Origin of the sequence: Flagellimonas abyssi (genome assembly GCF_019457905.1) — a bacterium.
In the GTDB taxonomy this organism is placed as follows: Bacteria; Bacteroidota; Bacteroidia; order Flavobacteriales; family Flavobacteriaceae; genus Flagellimonas; species Flagellimonas abyssi.
This window is the reverse complement of sequence record NZ_JAHZSV010000022.1, coordinates 20944-40661: the sequence shown is the minus strand read 5'-3', so window position 1 is coordinate 40661 and position 19718 is coordinate 20944. Positions and strand designations below refer to the sequence as shown.

Genomic DNA, 19718 nt, shown 5'->3' with positions numbered 1-19718 from the left:
AAATCAAAAAGTATGAAAACAAAGTATCTTTTTTGGGCAATACCACTTTTGATGCTGGGAGCCTGTAATAACGACAATGGGGAGTATATCGATATAAAGGACAATGAGCCCCTGTCCGTAACCATGCCCTCCAATTTTCCTCCCATGGTATACAACGTGGAGGAAAACCCCCCGACCAAATATGGTTTTGAACTGGGCAAAAAATTGTTCTACGACGGAAAACTGTCCGCGAATGGTTTTATATCATGCGGCTTCTGTCATGAACAACGATTCTCCTTTACGCATCATGCCCATCAATTCAGTCACGGTATAGACGACAAAGAGGGGACAAGGAACACGCCCTCGATAGCCAACATGGCCTTTTTCTCCGAATTTGCTTGGGACGGGGCAACTAGTCATTTGGACCTATTTCCCATAATTCCTATAACAAACGAGGTTGAAATGGGTGAGACCATGACGAGCGTATTGGAAAAATTAAGGGCGGATAGTCAGTATCAAAAGGAGTTCGAAGCAGCCTTTGAAGAAGGGGGCGTCAACCACGAAAACTTTTTGAAGGCGATTGCCCAATTTATGGTGATGATGGTTTCCTATAATTCAAAATATGACAAATATGTGCGAAAAGAAGACGGTGTAGCTTTAACTGAGCAAGAACTCCAAGGGATGCATGTTTTTCAGGAAAAATGTGCAAGCTGCCATACTACGGACCTTTTTTCTGATGGGAGTTTCAGGAATAATGGACTTCCACCAAATCCAAGTATAAATGATATTGGACGGGCCGAAGTGAGTGGAAGCGGGAATGATAACTATAAATTCAAGGTGCCCAGTCTAAGAAATGTGTCGCTCACCGCACCCTATATGCACGATGGCAGGTTCGGCAGTTTGGAATCCGTATTGAATTTTTATCAAAGCGGTGTAGAGGATTCACCTACTCTAGATCCCTTGCTCAAAACTGAAGAAGGTCTTGGAATCTCCCTTGACGATACCGAAAAACTAGCCTTGATCGCATTTTTGGGCACACTAACCGACGACGAATTTATTAATGACGAACGTTTCTCCGAATACTAATTTTATGAAAACATATATAATAACAGCTTTACTGATTATAATGGGCATTTATGCAATGCAAGCAAGCGAAATGCCCGCAAGACCTTGTTACCGGACCGTTTCGTCCCCTTTGATGGAATTTGACGATTTCTGTGATGTTTGCGGTTGTAGCGGCAATGGCGGAAGTATGGGGTTTGGCACCGGACTGAACAACAACTTTATAGGACTTCGGTACATTGGACAGCGCTATAGGTCACGGGATGGCATTTTCTCCAATTCTCCGTGGATCGATGAGAATTTCAATACCATCCAATTATGGACACAGATTCCGGTTGGAAGAAGGTTGATCATCAATGCGGTGATGCCGTATCAATTCCATTCCAGGGAGTTTGCCGATGATACGGAACAGCATATCAATGGGCTGGGGGATGCCACGGTTCTCGGGTTTTATCAAATCCTAAAACAAACACCGGACAGTATCATTTCTATTGAACCACAGCACACTTTACAATTGGGGGGAGGAATAAAAATGCCGACCGGTAAGTTCGATGAAGAAAACCTTGAAGGAAGTGTCAACCCAAGTTTTCAGCTGGGCACTGGTAGTTGGGACTATGTTCTGGGAGCCAATTACGGCGTTACCTATCGAAATTGGGGTCTTTCTGCCATGGTCAACTACACCATCAAAACCAAAAATGATAAAGAATATCGTTTCGGAAACCAGTTCAACTATGCCCTAAATGCCTATAAAACCTATTATTTGGGAACCAATTTCGCTTTAACACCCCAGGCTGGAATTGGTGGGGAACATTTTGAGAAAAACAAGGAGTTTGGGTTTGAAGTGAACGACACAGGCGGAAATGCCCTATTCAGTAGGTTGGGGGTTGAGGTAAATTACAGACAATATGCCTTGGGGCTGTCTTCGATGCTGCCCGTTGCCCAAGATTTGAACAATGGTAAGGTTGAAGTAAAGAGTAGATTTTCGGTCTATCTGAATATCAACATTTAACACATGAAGAGTACCGGGAAGCATTTTGTTTCTTGGTACTCTTATAAAAGTATGGGTAATTAACATCCTTGGAAGTTTATGTGAATCTGTCATGGAACATCTATTACTTTAAAGTATAATTTTTACCTTCGCCGAACATGGGGTGCCCTAAATGGGCTGAGATTATACCCGGAAGTCGAGTACTTCGCACCTGATCCAGGTAATGCTGGCGTAGGGATTTAGGCAAGTTTGCCCGTATTCCAATTTGGGTACCCATGATTTTAAATATAGGTTACTTAAAAGAATGGAATACTTTTCTCAACTCGTGGTGTTACAATGGATCGGAACCCTTTTTGGGGTGGTTCAGGTGTTATTGGCCAGACAGAACAATATCCACAACTATCTTTTCGGCATTATCGCGATTTTGATTAGTATTTGGGTGCTCTATCAATCCCAATTATATGCCGATATCTTGCTCAATATGTATTATCTGGTCATGAGCATTTACGGCTGGTTTTATTGGAAGATGGGCAAGCAAAAACAAGAAGCCCCCATCTCTTATTCCACCAAAAAGGAGCATGGCATAGCTGGGGGCATTGTACTGGGCTGTTTTATTTTGATGGCTTATTGGCTAGGGCAACATACAGATTCCGATGTGCCGTATTGGGATGCCGTGGTCTGCGCTTTTGCATGGGCCGGTATGTGGTTGATGGCCAAACGGAAGATTGAGAACTGGGTCTATTTGAACATCAGTAACCTTATTTCCATCCCATTATTGATTTACAAGGAGTTGTATATCTACGCAGGGCTGACCGCTTTCTTGTTCACCGTTGCAATTTCGGGATACATCAAATGGAAAAAAATCATTGATAAGAAAAACAGCGAGACCTATGCAGGAGCTTGATGCGTTGGATTTTAAAAAACCGATTTTTAGCCAAGAAGTGTTGGAGTGGATAGCCAAAGAAAACCTTTGGAATCTTTGGGTGCCCAAAAAGTATGGGGGACTGGAAATGTCGTTCTCCGAAGGTCTGAAAAAACTTCGATTGCTCGCTAAAACAGATGGTAGCCTTGGCTGGACGGTTACCCTGTGCAGCGGAGCCAATTTTTTTATAGGGAATCTAAAAAAGGAGGTAGCCGACGATATTTTTCTCGATGCCGCAAAACCTGTTTGTTTTGGGGGAAGCGGCGGCGTCTTTGGAACAGCAGAAAGGGATTCCGAAGGATATATTATTTCCGGAACATGGAAATACGCAACGGGTGCTCCCTACCTTACCCATTTCACATTAAACGCAAAAATTCAGGAGAATGGCAATGATATTCTTCAAGAGAACGGTACGCCCATGGTGCGCTCCTTTGTATTGGAAAAAAGTCAAGTAGAAATTATACGGGATTGGGAAACTATGGGTTTAAAGGCAACCGCAACGGAATCATTTAAAGTGGAAAGTAAATGGGTTCATGAAAAATATAGTTTTGTCTATAACCAAGTGCATCAGCCACATCCGATTTTTAAGATCCATTTTTCGTTGTTTGCCGATCTTACTTTGTGGGTCAATTATGTTGGAATGGCAGAGCATTTTCTGGAAGAAGCCAGAAATGTAAGCGCGTCTGAAGAATATACCGTCCCACTCGTTTCAAATCTAAAAAGGGCGGATACCTTGTTGATAGACTATGCCAAAGAAATTGAAGAAGGTATTGAACAAGGCCGCGGGTTTACCGAAAAGTTCATAAATCGAGTTCATCATGAAGCATCTAAATCGGTACAATTGATTTCTCAAAGTATTTTGATGGTCTACCCAAGTTTGGGAATTTTGGCCAGTACAGAAGGTCACCTACTGAATCAGATTTTTAGGGACTATTTTACTGCTACGCAGCACCATATTTTTCGAAAGGGGACTACTGAATCAAGGATCTTTAAAGACTTGGAGTAGAGGCTTGGATGACGCAACTAATTGACAAATCCTCATCTTTAGACAAAAAGGAACCTATGGAAAAGTTAATCTCGAGTTTGGTCGTAATTGTATTATTGAGTCAATTTTCGGCATGTAACAACGATAATAATGGTACTCCAAACCCAACAGATACTTCCATTTTAGGAAAATGGAAATTGACCGCGGCATACATTAGTTCGGGCGGACCACAATACTGGGTAGATGTGGAAGATGGTGAAGAAATTGAATTCCTTTCTGATGGTAGTTTCACTTCGACCAATTACCCAGAATGTAAAGAAGAAGGGTATATCCTTGATGGTGAAACTCTGGTACTGGATTATGATTGTGGAGATACGGAGCTGGTAGCCGAAAACGAAGAAGGCTTGATTACCTTCCATATCGAATTTGAAAATGACCACTTTCTTTTATCCCCAACCAGTGTTATCTGCATAGAAGGATGCAGCTACAAATATGAAAGGATGGATTAACGACCAGTTTAGTTTGTAGAATTCGTAAATAACATTGTTTTAAATAATAAAGCCTGTAATTCCTCTATCATACCATTTTAGATTGGCTAGGTATTTAGTAGATTTGGAAACAAACCAACTTCTAACTAACTCATGACTTTGAAACAGCGCTTATCTTATTTCCTTTTTACATTTTTATTGAGTTGTGCCACCTTTGCACAAGATTTTGAAGCCTTGGAATACCGTACCATAGGTCCCGCTAGGGGAGGTAGGGTAACCACAGTTACCGGAACAGCCATGTTGCCGGGTACTTTTTATTTTGGAGCTACCGGTGCCGGTGTCTGGAAAACCGAGGACTACGGAACCAGTTGGCACAATATTTCCGATGGATTTTTCAAAACGCCTTCTATTGGAGCTATTGAAGTGGCCGCCAACGACCCCAATATTATTTATGTGGGTACAGGATCCGATGGTATCCGTAGCAACATCATTGAAGGAAAGGGAATGTACAAATCCATTGATGCCGGAAAAACGTGGGAACACATCGGGCTGGAAAATGCGGGCCAAATTGGTGCCGTGGAAATAGACCCGACCAATAGCAATATTGTGTGGGTAGCCGCCATTGGAAACGCATTCAAATCAAATAAAGAAAGAGGAATATTTAAAACTACGGATGGCGGCGAAACTTGGGAAAAGGTTTTGTTCGTTTCAGAAGAGACAGGTTTTGCCGATTTGGAACTGCTTCCCGGAAACCCGAATGTCGTCTATGCCGCTGCCTGGAAAGCAAGACGTACCCCTTGGACCATTGATTCAGGTGGGGAGAACAGTGAAGGTGGAATTTATAAATCCGTTAATGGCGGAAAAAATTGGGAGAAATTGGAGGAAGGACTTCCAACGGGATTGATTGGAAAGATTGATTTAGCCGTTTCTCCATCGGACTCCAGAATACTTTATGCGGTTGTTGAAGCACCGAATGAAGATACGGGATTGTACAAATCCGTAGACCAAGGTAAATCCTTTGAACATGTTTCGGATGATGAAAGACTGGTCAACCGACCTTTTTATTACACCAATATTGAGCTGGACCCTACCAATCCAGATATTGTGTATTCCAATGCCAATCCTTTGATAAAATCCACCGATGGCGGTAAATCTTGGAGGCGTATGAGTGTTCCCCATGGAGACAACCATGATATTTGGCTCAATCCGGATAACCCAGACCTGTTGGTTCAATGTAACGATGGTGGGGCAAATATATCCCACAACGGAGGAAAAACATGGTCTACCCAATACAACCAGCCTACGGCCGAGATTTATCAAGTAGCGGTGGATGATCAATACCCTTACTGGGTGTATGGCGCACAGCAGGATAACACAACGATAGCCATCCCAAGTATGGCGCCCACAGCAACTTCCCCTGCCAATGGAAGTATAATGATGGATGTTGGAGGATGTGAAACCGGGCCAGTAATCCCAATGCCGGGCAATCATTATATCGTTTACAACAACTGTAAGGGACGCTTTAGCGTGTACAGTAAAAAAACAGGGCAAAGCCGTGAATATTCCATCGGGGCATCCAACATTTACGGGCATAACCCTAAAGATTTAAAGTATAGGTTCCAACGTGTGGCGCCTATCCATGTTTCCCCATTCGACCCTGAAGTGGTGTACATGGGCTCCCAATTTCTACATAAAACAAATGATGGAGGTAAAAACTGGGAAATCATATCTCCAGACCTAACGGAGAACGACCCTGATAAACAAGTGATTTCTGGTAACCCCATAACAAGGGACATTACCGGTGAAGAATATTACAGTACGCTATATTCCATCAGGGAATCCAAGATAAGCAAAGGTGTGATATGGACAGGGTCCAACGATGGTGTCATTTCGGTCACGAAAGATGGTGGTTCCACTTGGAAGAACGTTACACCTAAAAAATTACCAAAGGGCGGTAGGGTAGAGTCCGTGGAACCATCACAGTTTGACCCGGCAACTGCCTACATCGCTGTAGATCGCCATTTATTGGGAGATACCACGCCTTACTTCTACAAAACCGATAATTATGGCGAAAGCTGGGAGCTGATCAGTACCGAATCCAACGGGATACCATCCGACCATACGGCAAGGGTATTGCGAGAGGACCCCTTACGCAAGGGGCTTTTGTATGCCGGTACCGAGTACGGAATGTTTGTTTCTTTTGATGATGGCGGGTCATGGAAAAAATTCCAACAAAATCTGCCCGTGACACCGATTACCGATATCATTTTGTTCCGTGGAGATTTGATTTTAAGTACTATGGGACGTGGCTTTTGGATTCTGGATAAAGTTACCACCTTAACCGATGAAAACATTACACAATTGGGAGAGACTCCGGTTTTGTTTAAACCTGATGATACATACAGGTACCAGACTCCGTGGGGCGGTGGAGACTTTCCACAATACCCATCTACCAGCGTAATTATTGATTACTACCTACCATCGGATATAGAGGAAGGAATCAGTCTACAGATTTTGGATGCTCAAGGAAAAGAAGTTTCGACTATTGTAAGCGATTCCACAAAATTGAAGGCCGCTACGGAGCTGGTCGAGGACATGAGCCTTAGCATGACTTTTGTTTATATGAACGAGAAATTGGAAGCTAAAAAGGGACTCAATCGTTTTGAGTGGAACATGCAACAAAAAGGAGCATGGGACCAAAATAAAAGAAGGAGATTTGGAAATGGTCCTATGGTATTGCCCGGCACGTATACCGCGAAACTCACCGTAGGGGAGCAATCACTCGAGAAAAGTTTTGAAGTGCTCATGGACCCGAAGCTTGAAGAAGACGGAATTTCTTTGGCCAACATGAAGGAGCAACAGGAACTTCAGTTTAAGGTAATTGATTTGTTGTCGGAAACTCGAAAATTTCAGGATAAGGTCGAAAAGAAGATTAAGGAGTTGGAAAAGTCAAATGCGAGCGAAGCCCAGCTTCAGCCCTATAAAGATGTTTTAAAGGAGCTAAAAAACGATGAAGGAGCCTATCCCGAAGTGGTTATGGTAGCTCAAATTTCGTATCTATATTATATTTTAAGTAGTGCGGACAAAGAACCTGGACAAGAGGAAAAAGACCGTTATCAAGAATTGCTGGCCCAATTCAACGAACTTAAGGGAAAAGTTAATCTATAATTTAAAAGCCCCTTTTTAAAAAGGGGCTTTTTGTTTTACTGCTCAGTGCAATTCTTCACAATGAAAACCATTGTTCTGTAAGAGCGTGGAAATTATTGTAGCCTTCAGGTTCTTGGTTTCGACCCTGAGTATGTTGTCACAATCTTCGAGGTCAAAATTCCAGCAACCATTAGTATCGACCAGCCTGTTCAGCCAAGGACGAAGCTGTTTCACTTCTCCTTTTCGTTTTACGGATGTCTTAAAAACATGGACGGTCATCATAACTTAGCTTCGGTCGTAAAAAAATGGAGGTTCAATATCAAGGGCACGCAGGTAAACATAACCTTGGGCACGGTGGTGAATCTCGTTATCCACAAAATACTGTATACTGGATAAGACGGTACCCTCATACTGCCCAAAAAGTTTTATCTCCTCTTGAAATCTCTCGAGGCTAATTTGGCTCCAAAGTTTATTGATTTCTTCGGTATCCTGGTCCCATTTTTTTAAAAAATCGGCCTTGGTGCTACCGTAGTCACGATGTTCGTCAAATTCAACGGTTTTTCCTGATACGATTTCAGTAAGTCCTGGAACTGCAATGGCAAAAAGTTCTTTGGTCATTTCAGCAAAAGGACGCATCCCTCCAATACTGTAATTAAAAAACTCTTTTTCAGGAAAGGCCTCGATAACCCTTCGGGTAAGTCTTCTGTGTCCTTGGTATTGTTCCAAAAACTGTTCAGGTGTCATTACTTGGGTCGTTGTCTGTTCATTAATGGTGTTTTCCATTTGATTGTGATTTAAAGGTTTATTGTTTCTGAAAACAAAATTAGGAGGGGTGTGTGACAGCCCCGTGTCAGTAGTAAAAATTGAATTCAAAAAAAATACTGTTGACAAGCTGCTGTCATATGTTCCAAATAATTTTGATGGAGACAATGCGTATAAATGATATAATATGAGCAGGAAAACATCTTCCATCCACGGATTGAAATCCTATCTTTGGGAGATAGCTCACGCAATTATGGGAATGGACACCGTAAAACGTTTTGATAGGATAGTTGCTATTTTAATACAGTTGCAGACCAAACGGATTGTAAAGGCACAGGAACTTGCGGACCGCTTTGAGGTAAGCTTGCGTACCATTTACCGGGACGTGAGAACTTTGGAAGCCTCTGGAGTCCCCATTATTAGCGAGGCAGGTGTTGGATATTCCATTATGGAGGGGTATCGATTGCCCCCGGTCATGTTTACACGCGAAGAGGCGGGGAGCTTTGTGGCAGCGGAAAAATTGATGCAACAATTTACGGATAAGTCCCTTGGTGCTTACTACGAATCTGCAATGTTCAAGTTGAAATCGGTTCTTCGGGGCAAGGAAAAGGATTGGGTGGAAGCATTGGAATCCCAAGTTTCCATAGTGCCAGGGCAAGTTTTGTTCAATGATAAGGTGCCCAATGCCCTTGAAATTTTGTTCGAAAGCATTGCAGAGCGGAAACAAGTGTTTTTGAGATATGAATCGTTACGGGAAGAGGCACCCTTAGAGAGACACATAGAGCCTGTTGGACTTTTTAACGAAAATGGATTTTGGTACATTTTGGGTTATTGTCATCTGAGGACCGATTATCGCCATTTTAGAACGGATAGAATCCATAAAATAGCAAGGACTTCGCTTGATTTCTTATTGGAACACGGCACCATTGATGAGCACAGGAAAAAAAAAGAGGAAGTTTCCAAAACCAAGGTAAAAATATTGGTGGAGAAGTCCGTGGCCAAGTATATAAGAGGTCAAACCAAGCATTATGGCTTGGTTGCCAGCGAAGAAAAGGGAGACCAAGTTGAAATGACTTTTATGACGACCGATTGGAAAAATGGTTTTTCCCGCTGGTACCTTATGTTTGGTGACTATGCCAAAATTATTGAGCCGGAAGTGCTAAGGGAGCGGGTTGCCGAAATATTGGAGAAAAGTCAAAAAAGGCTTTCCCGTTAAAAATGCAAAGGACAGAAGATGGATTTATTCAGGAATCAGATAGACCCGAATCAGAATATACTGCCCAAGGACGGCACCGTGAATTATTTCGGACCTATTGTAGCACTGGAAAAAGCTGATTTTTACTTCGAACAACTGCTCAATACCATTCCTTGGGAACACGATGTGGTACATATGTTCGGCAAGCGCATAGTAACCAAGAGAAAAGTGGCTTGGTTTGGTGATAAACCTTTTGAGTACACTTATTCCAACAGCACAAAGAGGGCATTGTTTTGGACTCCCGAGTTAATGGAACTTAAAAAATTGACGGAGAGCCTTTCCATGGAAACCTATAATTCATGTTTGCTCAATGTGTACCATTCGGGTGAAGAAGGTATGGGCTGGCATTCCGACAATGAAAAGGAATTAAAACAAGAGGGAGCCATAGCCTCGTTGAGTTTTGGAGTGGAACGTAAATTTGTCTTCAAACATAAAAGCACCAAAGAAAAGGTGGAATTATGGCTGGGTCATGGTAGCTTATTGGTAATGAAGGGTGAGACACAAACACATTGGCTACACCGTTTACCGCCAACAAAGAAAGTGCGTACTCCCAGAATCAATTTGACATTTAGGACAATCGAATTATAATTTTCATGCATGTGCATAAGGTAACGCTCTATTTCCAAAGGCAGTTTTGTAAATTCATGGTTTAGAAAGATCTTTGACCGATAAATCAACGAGAATGCCAGTGTTACTTAGGATGAAATCCATTTTGTTTTTAGTTGTCTGTTTATCGGTCAACGGGCAACAGTTGTTACCGCCCATCCAAAATTATCAATTGTTGGATTATAAGGGAGGCACCAAAAACTGGGATGTTTCTATCAATGAAAATGGAGAGTTGTTTGTGGCGAACAACAAAGGTCTGTTGCATTATAATGGTGAACAATGGACGTTGAACAAACTACCCAACAATACGATCATAAGGTCTGTGAAAAGCATTGGCGATAAGGTTTATACCGGATCTTATGAAGAATTTGGTTATTGGACCAAAAACGAGTTTGGTGAACTGGCCTATACCTCATTGACTCACCTTATCAAAAATCATACGTTTACAAATGAAGAATTCTGGGAAATTTTTCAATCATCGGACGGTAAGGTCATGTTCCGTTCCTTTTCGGCCATTTATTGTTATGCAGATGATAAGATTACGGTTATAGACCCGCCCTTTGTGGTCTCGGACCTTATCGAGTTCAACGGTAAATTGATAGTCGCTGGAGGATTTGTTGGACTTTTTGAAATCCAAGGAGATACCTATCTCCCTTTACCGGGCCATGATATATTGACAGGGAAAACCATTAATGACATAGCTATTTTTGGAGGAAATTTACTGATAGGCACCAAACTAAGTGGGTGTTTTTTATATGATGGGAAACAGTTGACTCCATGGCAGGCATCTATCAACGATGACCTCAAGGAACACCAATTAAACAAAATAACCCTTTTGGGAGAAAACCTCTTGGGCTTTGGAACCATTAAAAATGGAATGTACCTGTATAATTCCGAATCGGGTAAGTACAATGTTTTAAATCGGGAATCCGGGCTTCAGAACAATACAGTGCTTTCCTCATTATTGTATAAGGATCTACTCTGGCTGGGACTGGACAATGGAATGGCGAGGGCGAAGCTGAACAATCCCATAACATACTTTACGGATTATACCGGTTCGCTGGGAATGGTCTACGATATTGCTTGGTATAATGGTACATTATTTCTGGGAAGCAACACAGGAGTTTTTTATTTTGATGGCAGCCAGCTTAAGTTCGTGAACGGCTCACAGGGTCATGTATGGGATTTGGAAGTGATCGAGGGGGATTTGCTCTGTGGGCATACCCGGGGAACCTTTAAAGTGTCCAAAAACAGTTTTGAGCTCATCAGTGAGGTTGCCGGTGGTTATCAGATGATTAAAGTGCCGGACAAGAAATCTACCTATGTTCAAGGTACATACAATGGACTTGCCAAATTCACCAAACTTGAAGATGGAACGTGGAGCGTAGTCAAGATTGAAGGTGTAGATGAGCCCGTGAAACAGTTGTGTTTTGAAACACCCAATATTCTCTGGACGGCACATCCGTACAAGGGTTTTTCAAGAATTCATTTTAAAGGGGCTGAGTACAACAAGATTGACAAAGTCCAAAAATTCAAGCAAAAAGATGCGCCCAGCGAGTACAATGCAAAGTTGTACAACATCAAAAATCATATTGTGCTCAATAGCGAGGGCAATTGGTTTACCTACAATCCTATTGGTGATAAAATTGAAAGGTTTGAGGAATTCAAGCATTATAAGAACAAGGAGTTGTTGTTTTTTGATGAAGAATATTTTTGGTTCGTGGATGATGATGAACAAAAGGCCATTATATATACCGACCTGAAGGGAGACAGTTTAATGCTTACCGATCTGCCATTACGGGAACGTTTGGCACCGGACTCTCAAAACTTGGTCAAGGTAAACGATAGCACCTCTTACATCACCCTTATAGATGGATTTGCCAAGATCAATGTAAAGGAAATTTCTAAACAAGAAAAGCTTCCGACCCCAAGCTTTATCGTTTTTAAAGATCAAGAAAGCAAGCATTCCGTAATGGATGATAATATTGAAGTGCCATTTCGATACGCACAGTCCATAACCATCGAAGTGGCTTCGCCCGAGTACATATACCCACATTACTATTACAAATTGGAAGGGCCCAAAGAATACTCCCAATATGTGGAAGGCGGTGCCATCAATTTTCAAAACCTGCCCTATGGGGAATACACCTTCAAGATTGCCACGGCGGGCATGGACACCACCACTTCTGAACTTAAACAGCTTAATTTTACCATATCACCACCGTGGTACTTTTCTTGGTGGAGTCTGTTCTTCTATGCTGCTTTAGGATTTTTGGCCATTTACTTGGTAAGAAGGTACAACCGGAAGAAATTGGAAAGAAAACATAGGGAACTGGAGGAGCGATTACATCACGAACAGCAAGAGCGCATGGACAAGATGGAGAAGGAGGAATTGGCCAAGGAGGTAAAACAAAAACAGAACGAACTGGCCAGTACAACCTTGAACATTGCCCGAAAAAACGAAATGATCTTGGAGTTGAAGAATATGCTGATCATGAACAAGGATAAGTTCTCCAATTCACAGCGATACCGAACATTTATAAAAAAGCTGAACAGTTCCATAGAAGATACCGAGGATTGGAGACGTTTTGAAGTAAATTTCAAGGAATTGCACCAAGATTTCTTTGAGCGATTGTTGAAATCCTACCCGTCTTTGACCCCAAAAGATCTAAAGCTATGTGCTTACCTAAAAATGAATCTTTCTACAAAGGAAATCGCACCGTTGATGGGGATAACCGTTAGAGGGGTGGAAATACATCGATACCGTCTCCGAAAAAAGCTCGATATGGATAGTTCGGATAATCTTTCCAACTTTCTCATCACTTTTTAAAACCTGTAATATAAGAGTTTTAAAAGTGGTTGGCGCAGTTTTTTTGACTACATCAAGACTACATCACTATGTTAATTTTTTTTACATCAAAATAAAGAGAGTATACTGCAAACGCTGTGAAACAAGGCTTTCAAAGCATTTTAAAAATGATGTATTTATTATGTATTCCAATCAGCCTGCCATCGACACACTCTTTATTAATTTAGTAAAAATCTAACTCTATTTTTGCACAATTATGAAAATTAAAAGCAAACTTTTGCTAATGTCATTTTTATTGTTTCAGGTCGTCGTTTTGGCCCAAAACAATATAACGGTTTCGGGAACGGTAACCGATGAACAAGGGCAACCCTTGCCTGGAGCAAGTGTGGTACTTGAGGGTACTACAACAGGAATCCAAACGGACTTTGATGGAAACTATACCTTGGACAACGTTCCGGGAGATGGTTCATTGGTATTCAGTTACGTTGGTTTTACCTCTCAAACCATACCAATTAATAATAGAACAACTATCAACTTGACGATGCAGGAAGACACGCAAAGTCTAGATGAAGTTGTTGTGGTCGGCTATGGAACACAGAAGAAAGCTGATTTAACAGGTTCCATTGCAACTGTGAAATCTGAAGATATAGCCCGAACCCCTTCCGGTGCCGCTATGCAGGCTCTTCAAGGTAAGGTGGCGGGTTTACAGGTGGTAAGTAGTGGTGCACCAGGTACCGGTCCTACTATTCGGGTAAGAGGTATCGGTTCATATGTAGGGGGGGCATCCAATCCGCTCTATGTTGTGGATGGTACTTTTTTCGACGACATCGATTTTTTGAATACGGAGGATATAGAAAGTATTTCTGTACTTAAAGATGCTTCCGCGGCTGCTATTTATGGTGTTCGTGCTGCAAATGGTGTTGTATTGATCGAAACCAAATCAGGTAGGCCAAATCAAAAGCCTCAGATTACTTATAGCGGTTATCAAGGGGTCCAAGTGGCCCAAAACTTGGTGAAACTTTCCAATTCGGAACAGTTTGTAAACTTAGCTAGGGAATCGGGGTCGGCAGCTGAGGCACAATACATTGAAAATGCCATACAACGATATGGTAGAAGTAGGATTAATCCCAATGTTCCAAACGTTAATACGGATTGGTACGATTTGATTCTTAGGCATGCCCTACAGCAAAACCATAGTTTTGGTGTAGCCGGTGGATCGGAAAATATTACTTATTCTGTTGGCTTGAACTATTTTGAACAGGAAGGGATACTTAAAATGAAGAACGATTATGAACGATTCAATATTCGGAGCAAATTGAATTTTGATGTTAGTGATCGTCTAAGCGTAGGAGTGTCCACTCTTTTTAGCAATGCTACCAGATTTAGGCCAGAAGACACTGCTTTTGCACTGGCATATTTTGCAGTACCCGTTATGCCTGTTCTGGATCCTTCCAAAACAGAGGCCTACCCAAGACCTTATGCCAATGCACAGGATTTAGGATATAGGGGCACCCAAAACCCTTTCCCAATAATGGAAAATACGCAAAATAGAAACAAGACAAGGAATACATTGATGACCATTGACTTGAGCTATGAACTAGTTCCGGATAAATTAACATTTAAGACAGCGTATTACCACAACTATGAAACTTTGGAAGTTAGAGAAGTAAGACTTCCTTACTTTTTTGGAAATGGAGATGCCTTTAGGGAAAATGCAGAATTGATAAAAAGAACCGAAAATTTTTCAGAACAGACCTGGGACAATACTTTAACTTATAACGACAGTTTTGGAAAACATAACTTGACCGTTTTGGCAGGTACTGCATTTAGGGATAGATCTTTTGAACTCTTGGAAGTAAAAGGATTGAATTTCCCCAATGGCCCGGGAATTGGGGATGAATCCTATTATTTGGATTTGGCCGATACTATCGATACCAGTGTGGATAACGACCGCGTTAGGGTTACGGGTGACGACGGTGCAAGGGAATATTTCTTTTCCTATTTTGGCCGGATTGCCTATAATTTTGATGACCGATACCTTCTATATGGTACGGTACGTGCGGATGGAACCAGTAAGTATCAAGAGAAATGGGGGTATTTTCCAACAATTGGTGCTGGTTGGGTAATTTCCGAAGAATCTTTTTTTCCTGAAACCAATGCAATCAATTTTCTAAAGTTTAGAGGAAGCTGGGGTGAATTGGGGAACGCCAACGTGGCATCCAGTTCAGGAGGTATTACTTCGGAGGAAGTGGTTGCGGCATTTGGAGACACCCCATATCCCGGGCAGGTCACCAGTAGCGATTTTGAAGCTCTTAAATGGGAAGTAACGGCAGAGACCAATGTGGGTATAACGGCAAGAATGTTCAACAATCAATTGTCCATGGAGGCCGATTACTTTAGAAGGGATACTCGGGACGCGGTTATTCCAGTTTCCAGATTGTTAGTGCCGGGAACCACTAGGCAGAATGTTGGAAAAATAAGGAATACAGGATTTGAAGTGGTGTTGAATTGGAACAAGAAGGTTTCAGACAATTTCAGTTACAATATAGGTGCAAACTTTTCAACCCTTAAAAATGAAGTACTGGACCTTAAAGGCCAGGAAAATTTGACTTCAGGGGGCGATGTTGCACAAAGGACCGTGGTCGGGGGAACTATAAATCCTTTCTTCGGACTTGAGGTTGCTGGGGTGTACCAAACACCAGAAGAGATACAAAATGACCCAGCTGCTCAAACTGCTATAGCTAATGGTTTGACTGTTGAACCTGGCGATTTTAGGTTCGTGGACCACAATGGAGATATGATGATAGATGCGCAAGACCGTGTCGATTTAGGGTCGTACATACCCACCTATACTTTTGGATTCAATCTTGGTCTCAATTACAAGGCATGGGATTTCTCCTTAAATGTAATAGGACAAGGAGGAAATGTTATTGCCAATCAAAAACGATTCGCAATTCGTCAAACCCCTGACCCGAACATAGATAGGGATTTTGCAGTAAACCGTTGGACCAGTGCTGGCTCTACCAATTCCTATCCTTCTGCAAGAGGTATCAGAAACCCATGGAGCAATCAGTTCCTCAATAGCTTCTTTGTTGAAAAAGGTGATTTCGTGAGGTTGCAAAATGTAACTCTGGGATATACCCTACCAGAATTGACAGGGAAGTTCAGCCCACAAATACGATTTTATGTGACAGCGGAGAGACCTCTTACCTTATTTAATTATAACGGTTTCACTCCGGAGGTGCAAGATGGAAGGGACAATCAGACTTACCCAATACCAGGAGTATACACATTGGGTGTCAATATTAAAATATAAAACAAAAGCTATGAAATTAATAAAAACAAACAATTTTTTTACGGTCTTCGCATTCTTGGGCATCTTGATTTCAAGCTGCAGTAGTGAACTTGACCAACCAGAACTCAACAATAATTTTGCTGGTGGGACCGATTTTTCAAAGACAAGTGATATGATTTTCTCCTTAACCGGAATCTATCAGGCAGTCAACGATAGAGGGTGGGAGCAGCCTTTGGTTGTGGCAACCCGGGGAGATGATGTAAATGCAGCAGGTGATCAGCAGGGTCTTAAAAATCAAGACCGTTATGTATATGATAACTCCTTTTTTGGTTCAAGAACCTTATGGGAAACCTACTACGGTGATATCATTGCGGCACATACAGGAATGGAACAAATTGAAAGGTACATGGAGTTTGCCGATGAGGACGGAATTGCCCTAGGGAACCGATACATAGCCGAGGCAAAGGTTCTACGATCTATATTGCTTTTTCAATTGTCGCAGGTCTATGGCGCAGTATTTATTCCGGAGTCTTCAGATTTAAGTGCTTTTGAAAATGTGACCTCTGTACCCACCAAAGAAGAGGTGATGCAGCACATATCCGACCAAATGGACGAAGCAATTCCATTATTGCCCAATATGAGGCCCAACGAACGTACAGATTTGCCAGGTGGAGTAACCCGATATACAGCATTAATGGTGAAAGCTTTGGCGAATCAAGAACTGGAAAACTACCAAGCAGTTGCAGATGCGGCCGGTCAGATAATAAGTTCGGGTAAATTCTCCTTGATGTCAGATTATTATGAGTTGTTTAAAACCCCCGGAAAGTTGAGCGATGAAAACCTGTTCGAACTCCAATATTCGGACTTTAATTCGGGAACGGGAGATAGGGTAGGTCATCTTTACGCACCTTACGGCCCCAATGGATGGACACCGTCCGTAGCTGGTTCAGCAGGTGGATGGGGCTTTTTCGAACCCAGTATGAAATATGTTAAATTCATGTTGGATAGGGGAGAAACCGAACGTCTGGAAACAACTGTACTGTTCACCCAAAACGGAATAGACAGTATTATTTCATCCACTGGTTATACTGCCGAAACATTGCCAGATTTCGTTTCACCAGAAACTCGGGACGGAGATGTATTGTTGGATAATGAAAGGGCTATTTTCTGTAGTGGAAAACATTATTTGCCCAGTAATCAATTGATTATGGGTCGAACAGATTATGGAAGTAATAAAAACTATATAGTTTATAGATACGCAGAAACATTGTTGATTTATGCAGAAGCCTTGCTACATGGGGCAACTGGTTCCGGAATGACTGCAGATCAAGCGGTGAACATGGTAAGGGGCAGAGTTGGATTGGCACCCATAAGCGGAGTTACCCTAGATCAGGTGGTCGACGAGAAATATGCAGAACTGGCCATGGAATGGGGCAAGCGATTTTTGGACATGGTCAGATTGGGCAGATATGAGGAGCTGAGCTTCGAAGGAAGAACCTTTACCCCGGATAGAACTTTTGTTACTTACCATCAAGATCAAATTGATGAATTCCCGATTTTGATGGATATAATCAACAATTAATACAAGTAAAAATGAAAACCATAAGATTTATTCTGATTAACTGTCTGGCCGTTCTGCTTTTTTATGGATGTGACCAAGGAATCGACCCTATAACGGCAGTGGATGCCGGAGTGGATGAAACAGCACCACAGGTTACCATAAATACGCCAGTGGCAGGAAATGTGATTAAAGTGCCTGCCGAGACTACATCGATAAACATATCCTTTGAAGTTACCGATGATATTGAGGTCGGATCTATAAATGTAATATTGGATGGCAATACAATTGCCAGTTATAATGGAGGATACATAGATTACCGCCGTGTACTCGTAAACGATTTGGTATACGAAGGGTTGGGTGACGGAGAGCACGAGTTAATGGTAACCGCTACCGATTTGGATGGTAAAACTACTTCTACGACTGTAAACTTCTCAAAGGAACCACCTTATATTCCAAAATATGAAGGTGAGATTTTATATATGCCTTTTGACGGCGATTGGATAGATTTAATTTCTTTCCAAACTCCGACCATAGTAGGTAGCCCATCATTTGCAAGTGAAGAAGAAAGCCTAAGCGGTTCAGGTGCTTATGTCGGAGCAGAAGGAGCTTATTTAACATTGCCAACAGATGGATTGACAAATCCTGAGTTCAGTGCCATTTTCTGGGTGAAAATAAATGCCGTGCCGGACAGGGCTGGTATTTTGACCATGAGCCCTCCAATGACTGATGGAACCACAAATGATAGAAACAAAGGCTTTGCCTTTTTTAGGGAAAATGCCGGTGGAGAACAAAGATTCAAGCTCACCGCAGGTTATGGTGAAGGAGCAGAATGGTTTGATGGTGGAGAAATGGCAGATGTAGATCCTTCTACCGGTGAATGGGTGAACTTGGCATTTACTTTATCAGGTTCCGAGGCCACGGTTTATATCAATGGTCAAGTCGTAAGTCAAAATGCCTTCCCAGGTATTGATTGGACCGATTGCAATGTCCTTTCTATCATGTCGGGAGCACCTAACTTTACCGAGTGGAACCATCTTTCCGACCAAAGTTTGATGGATGAGCTTAGAATTTTCAATCGAGCAATCACCCAAGAAGAAATTCAAACTATTATGGCCGATGATTCGGGAGAATTTGTTTCATCTTACCCACCAACATTTGACGGGGAATTCTTCTACATGCCATTTGACGGGGATTATATGGAAATGTTCAGGGAAATTGAGGCAACCGAAGTTGGAAACCCAGGATTTGCAGGAGAGAGCTTAGAAGGTACGGATGCCTACGCCGGAGCTGTAGATTCATATTTGACATTCCCAACGCAAGGATTGACATCAGACAATTTTAGTGCTACCATGTGGTACAAAATGAATGTGACCGAAAATAACGCAGGTATTTTAACGTCAGGACCGGAGGATACCGAAAATGCTGGCTATCCAGAAGTTCAGAACCTTAGAACCAGCGGATTCCGTTTCTTTAGGGAAAATGTAGGTGGAATGCAACGCTTCAAGCTAAATGTAGGTGATGGCACAGCGGATGTATGGGTAGATGGCGGAGAAAATGCCGACCTAGATCCATTGGTTGCAACGGGTTGGATACACTTGGCCATTACAATTTCTGGTTCCAATGCTGTCGTTTATATCGATGGAGAACCAGTGGGACAAAATACAATATCCGGTATCGATTGGACCGATTGTGATTTCTTCAGTATAGGTTCCGGTGCACCAAGATTTACCGAGTGGGGCCATTTATCGGACGAAAGTCAAATAGATGAACTACGGTTCTACAATAAATCCCTTACCCAAGAAGAGGTACAGGAAGTCATGAACAATTAATGAGCTACTTGTTTGTAGCACATCAAAATA

Annotated in this window: 14 protein-coding genes; 12 read left to right on the top strand and 2 right to left on the bottom strand. The window is 42.0% G+C overall.

Annotated elements, in window-relative coordinates:
• Positions 1–12 precede the first annotated feature (12 nt).
• The 6 genes from K1F36_RS14320 (at position 13) to K1F36_RS14295 (ending at position 7592) form a co-directional block, all read left to right on the top strand.
• A complete protein-coding gene (locus tag K1F36_RS14320; RefSeq protein ID WP_220114449.1) occupies positions 13–1065 on the top strand; it encodes a cytochrome-c peroxidase in 1053 nt (350 codons plus the stop codon).
• 4 nt (positions 1066–1069) lie between these two features.
• A complete protein-coding gene (locus tag K1F36_RS14315; RefSeq protein ID WP_220114448.1) occupies positions 1070–2050 on the top strand; it encodes a transporter in 981 nt (326 codons plus the stop codon).
• 283 nt (positions 2051–2333) lie between these two features.
• On the top strand, positions 2334–2933 hold the full coding sequence (gene pnuC, locus K1F36_RS14310) for a nicotinamide riboside transporter PnuC (RefSeq protein ID WP_220114447.1): 600 nt from the start codon (positions 2334–2336) through the stop codon (positions 2931–2933).
• Positions 2920–3957 (top strand): acyl-CoA dehydrogenase family protein, encoded by a 1038-nt coding sequence (locus K1F36_RS14305; protein ID WP_220114446.1) that lies wholly within the window; start codon positions 2920–2922, stop codon positions 3955–3957. The genes pnuC and K1F36_RS14305 overlap by 14 nt, the downstream gene beginning before the upstream one ends.
• Before the next feature lie 56 nt (positions 3958–4013).
• Positions 4014–4445 (top strand): hypothetical protein, encoded by a 432-nt coding sequence (locus tag K1F36_RS14300; RefSeq protein ID WP_220114445.1) that lies wholly within the window; start codon positions 4014–4016, stop codon positions 4443–4445.
• 132 nt (positions 4446–4577) lie between these two features.
• Positions 4578–7592 carry a VPS10 domain-containing protein gene (locus K1F36_RS14295; RefSeq protein WP_220114444.1) on the top strand — a complete coding sequence of 1005 codons (3015 nt, stop codon included), beginning with the start codon at positions 4578–4580 and terminating at the stop codon, positions 7590–7592.
• A 42-nt stretch (positions 7593–7634) separates the two neighbouring features.
• Here the strand turns inward: K1F36_RS14295 and K1F36_RS14290 are convergent, their stop codons facing one another.
• Together K1F36_RS14290 and K1F36_RS14285 are read right to left on the bottom strand one after the other, a co-directional pair.
• Positions 7635–7853 carry a hypothetical protein gene (locus tag K1F36_RS14290; RefSeq protein ID WP_220114443.1) on the bottom strand — a complete coding sequence of 73 codons (219 nt, stop codon included), beginning with the start codon at positions 7851–7853 and terminating at the stop codon, positions 7635–7637.
• Positions 7854–7856: 3 nt separating this feature from the next.
• Positions 7857–8354 carry a DinB family protein gene (locus tag K1F36_RS14285; RefSeq protein WP_220114442.1) on the bottom strand — a complete coding sequence of 166 codons (498 nt, stop codon included), beginning with the start codon at positions 8352–8354 and terminating at the stop codon, positions 7857–7859.
• Between the two features lie 232 nt (positions 8355–8586).
• Here K1F36_RS14285 and K1F36_RS14280 point away from each other — a divergent pair, with 232 nt between their 5' ends.
• From K1F36_RS14280 to K1F36_RS14255, 6 genes are all read left to right on the top strand, one after another.
• Positions 8587–9549 (top strand): helix-turn-helix transcriptional regulator, encoded by a 963-nt coding sequence (locus K1F36_RS14280; protein ID WP_258539083.1) that lies wholly within the window; start codon positions 8587–8589, stop codon positions 9547–9549.
• Positions 9550–9567: 18 nt separating this feature from the next.
• Positions 9568–10176 (top strand): alpha-ketoglutarate-dependent dioxygenase AlkB family protein, encoded by a 609-nt coding sequence (locus tag K1F36_RS14275; RefSeq protein ID WP_220114440.1) that lies wholly within the window; start codon positions 9568–9570, stop codon positions 10174–10176.
• Between the two features lie 94 nt (positions 10177–10270).
• A complete protein-coding gene (locus K1F36_RS14270; RefSeq protein WP_258539080.1) occupies positions 10271–13024 on the top strand; it encodes a helix-turn-helix and ligand-binding sensor domain-containing protein in 2754 nt (917 codons plus the stop codon).
• A 262-nt stretch (positions 13025–13286) separates the two neighbouring features.
• Positions 13287–16319: a SusC/RagA family TonB-linked outer membrane protein gene (locus K1F36_RS14265; RefSeq protein ID WP_258539079.1), complete on the top strand. Its 3033-nt coding sequence runs from the start codon at positions 13287–13289 to the stop codon at positions 16317–16319.
• Positions 16320–16329: 10 nt separating this feature from the next.
• Positions 16330–17880, top strand: coding sequence for a RagB/SusD family nutrient uptake outer membrane protein (locus K1F36_RS14260; protein ID WP_220114438.1), 1551 nt, complete (start codon positions 16330–16332; stop codon positions 17878–17880).
• Positions 17881–17891: 11 nt separating this feature from the next.
• The gene (locus K1F36_RS14255; RefSeq protein ID WP_220114437.1) at positions 17892–19688 is read left to right on the top strand and encodes a LamG-like jellyroll fold domain-containing protein; all 1797 of its coding nucleotides are present in this window, start codon (positions 17892–17894) and stop codon (positions 19686–19688) included.
• Positions 19689–19718 lie beyond the last annotated feature (30 nt).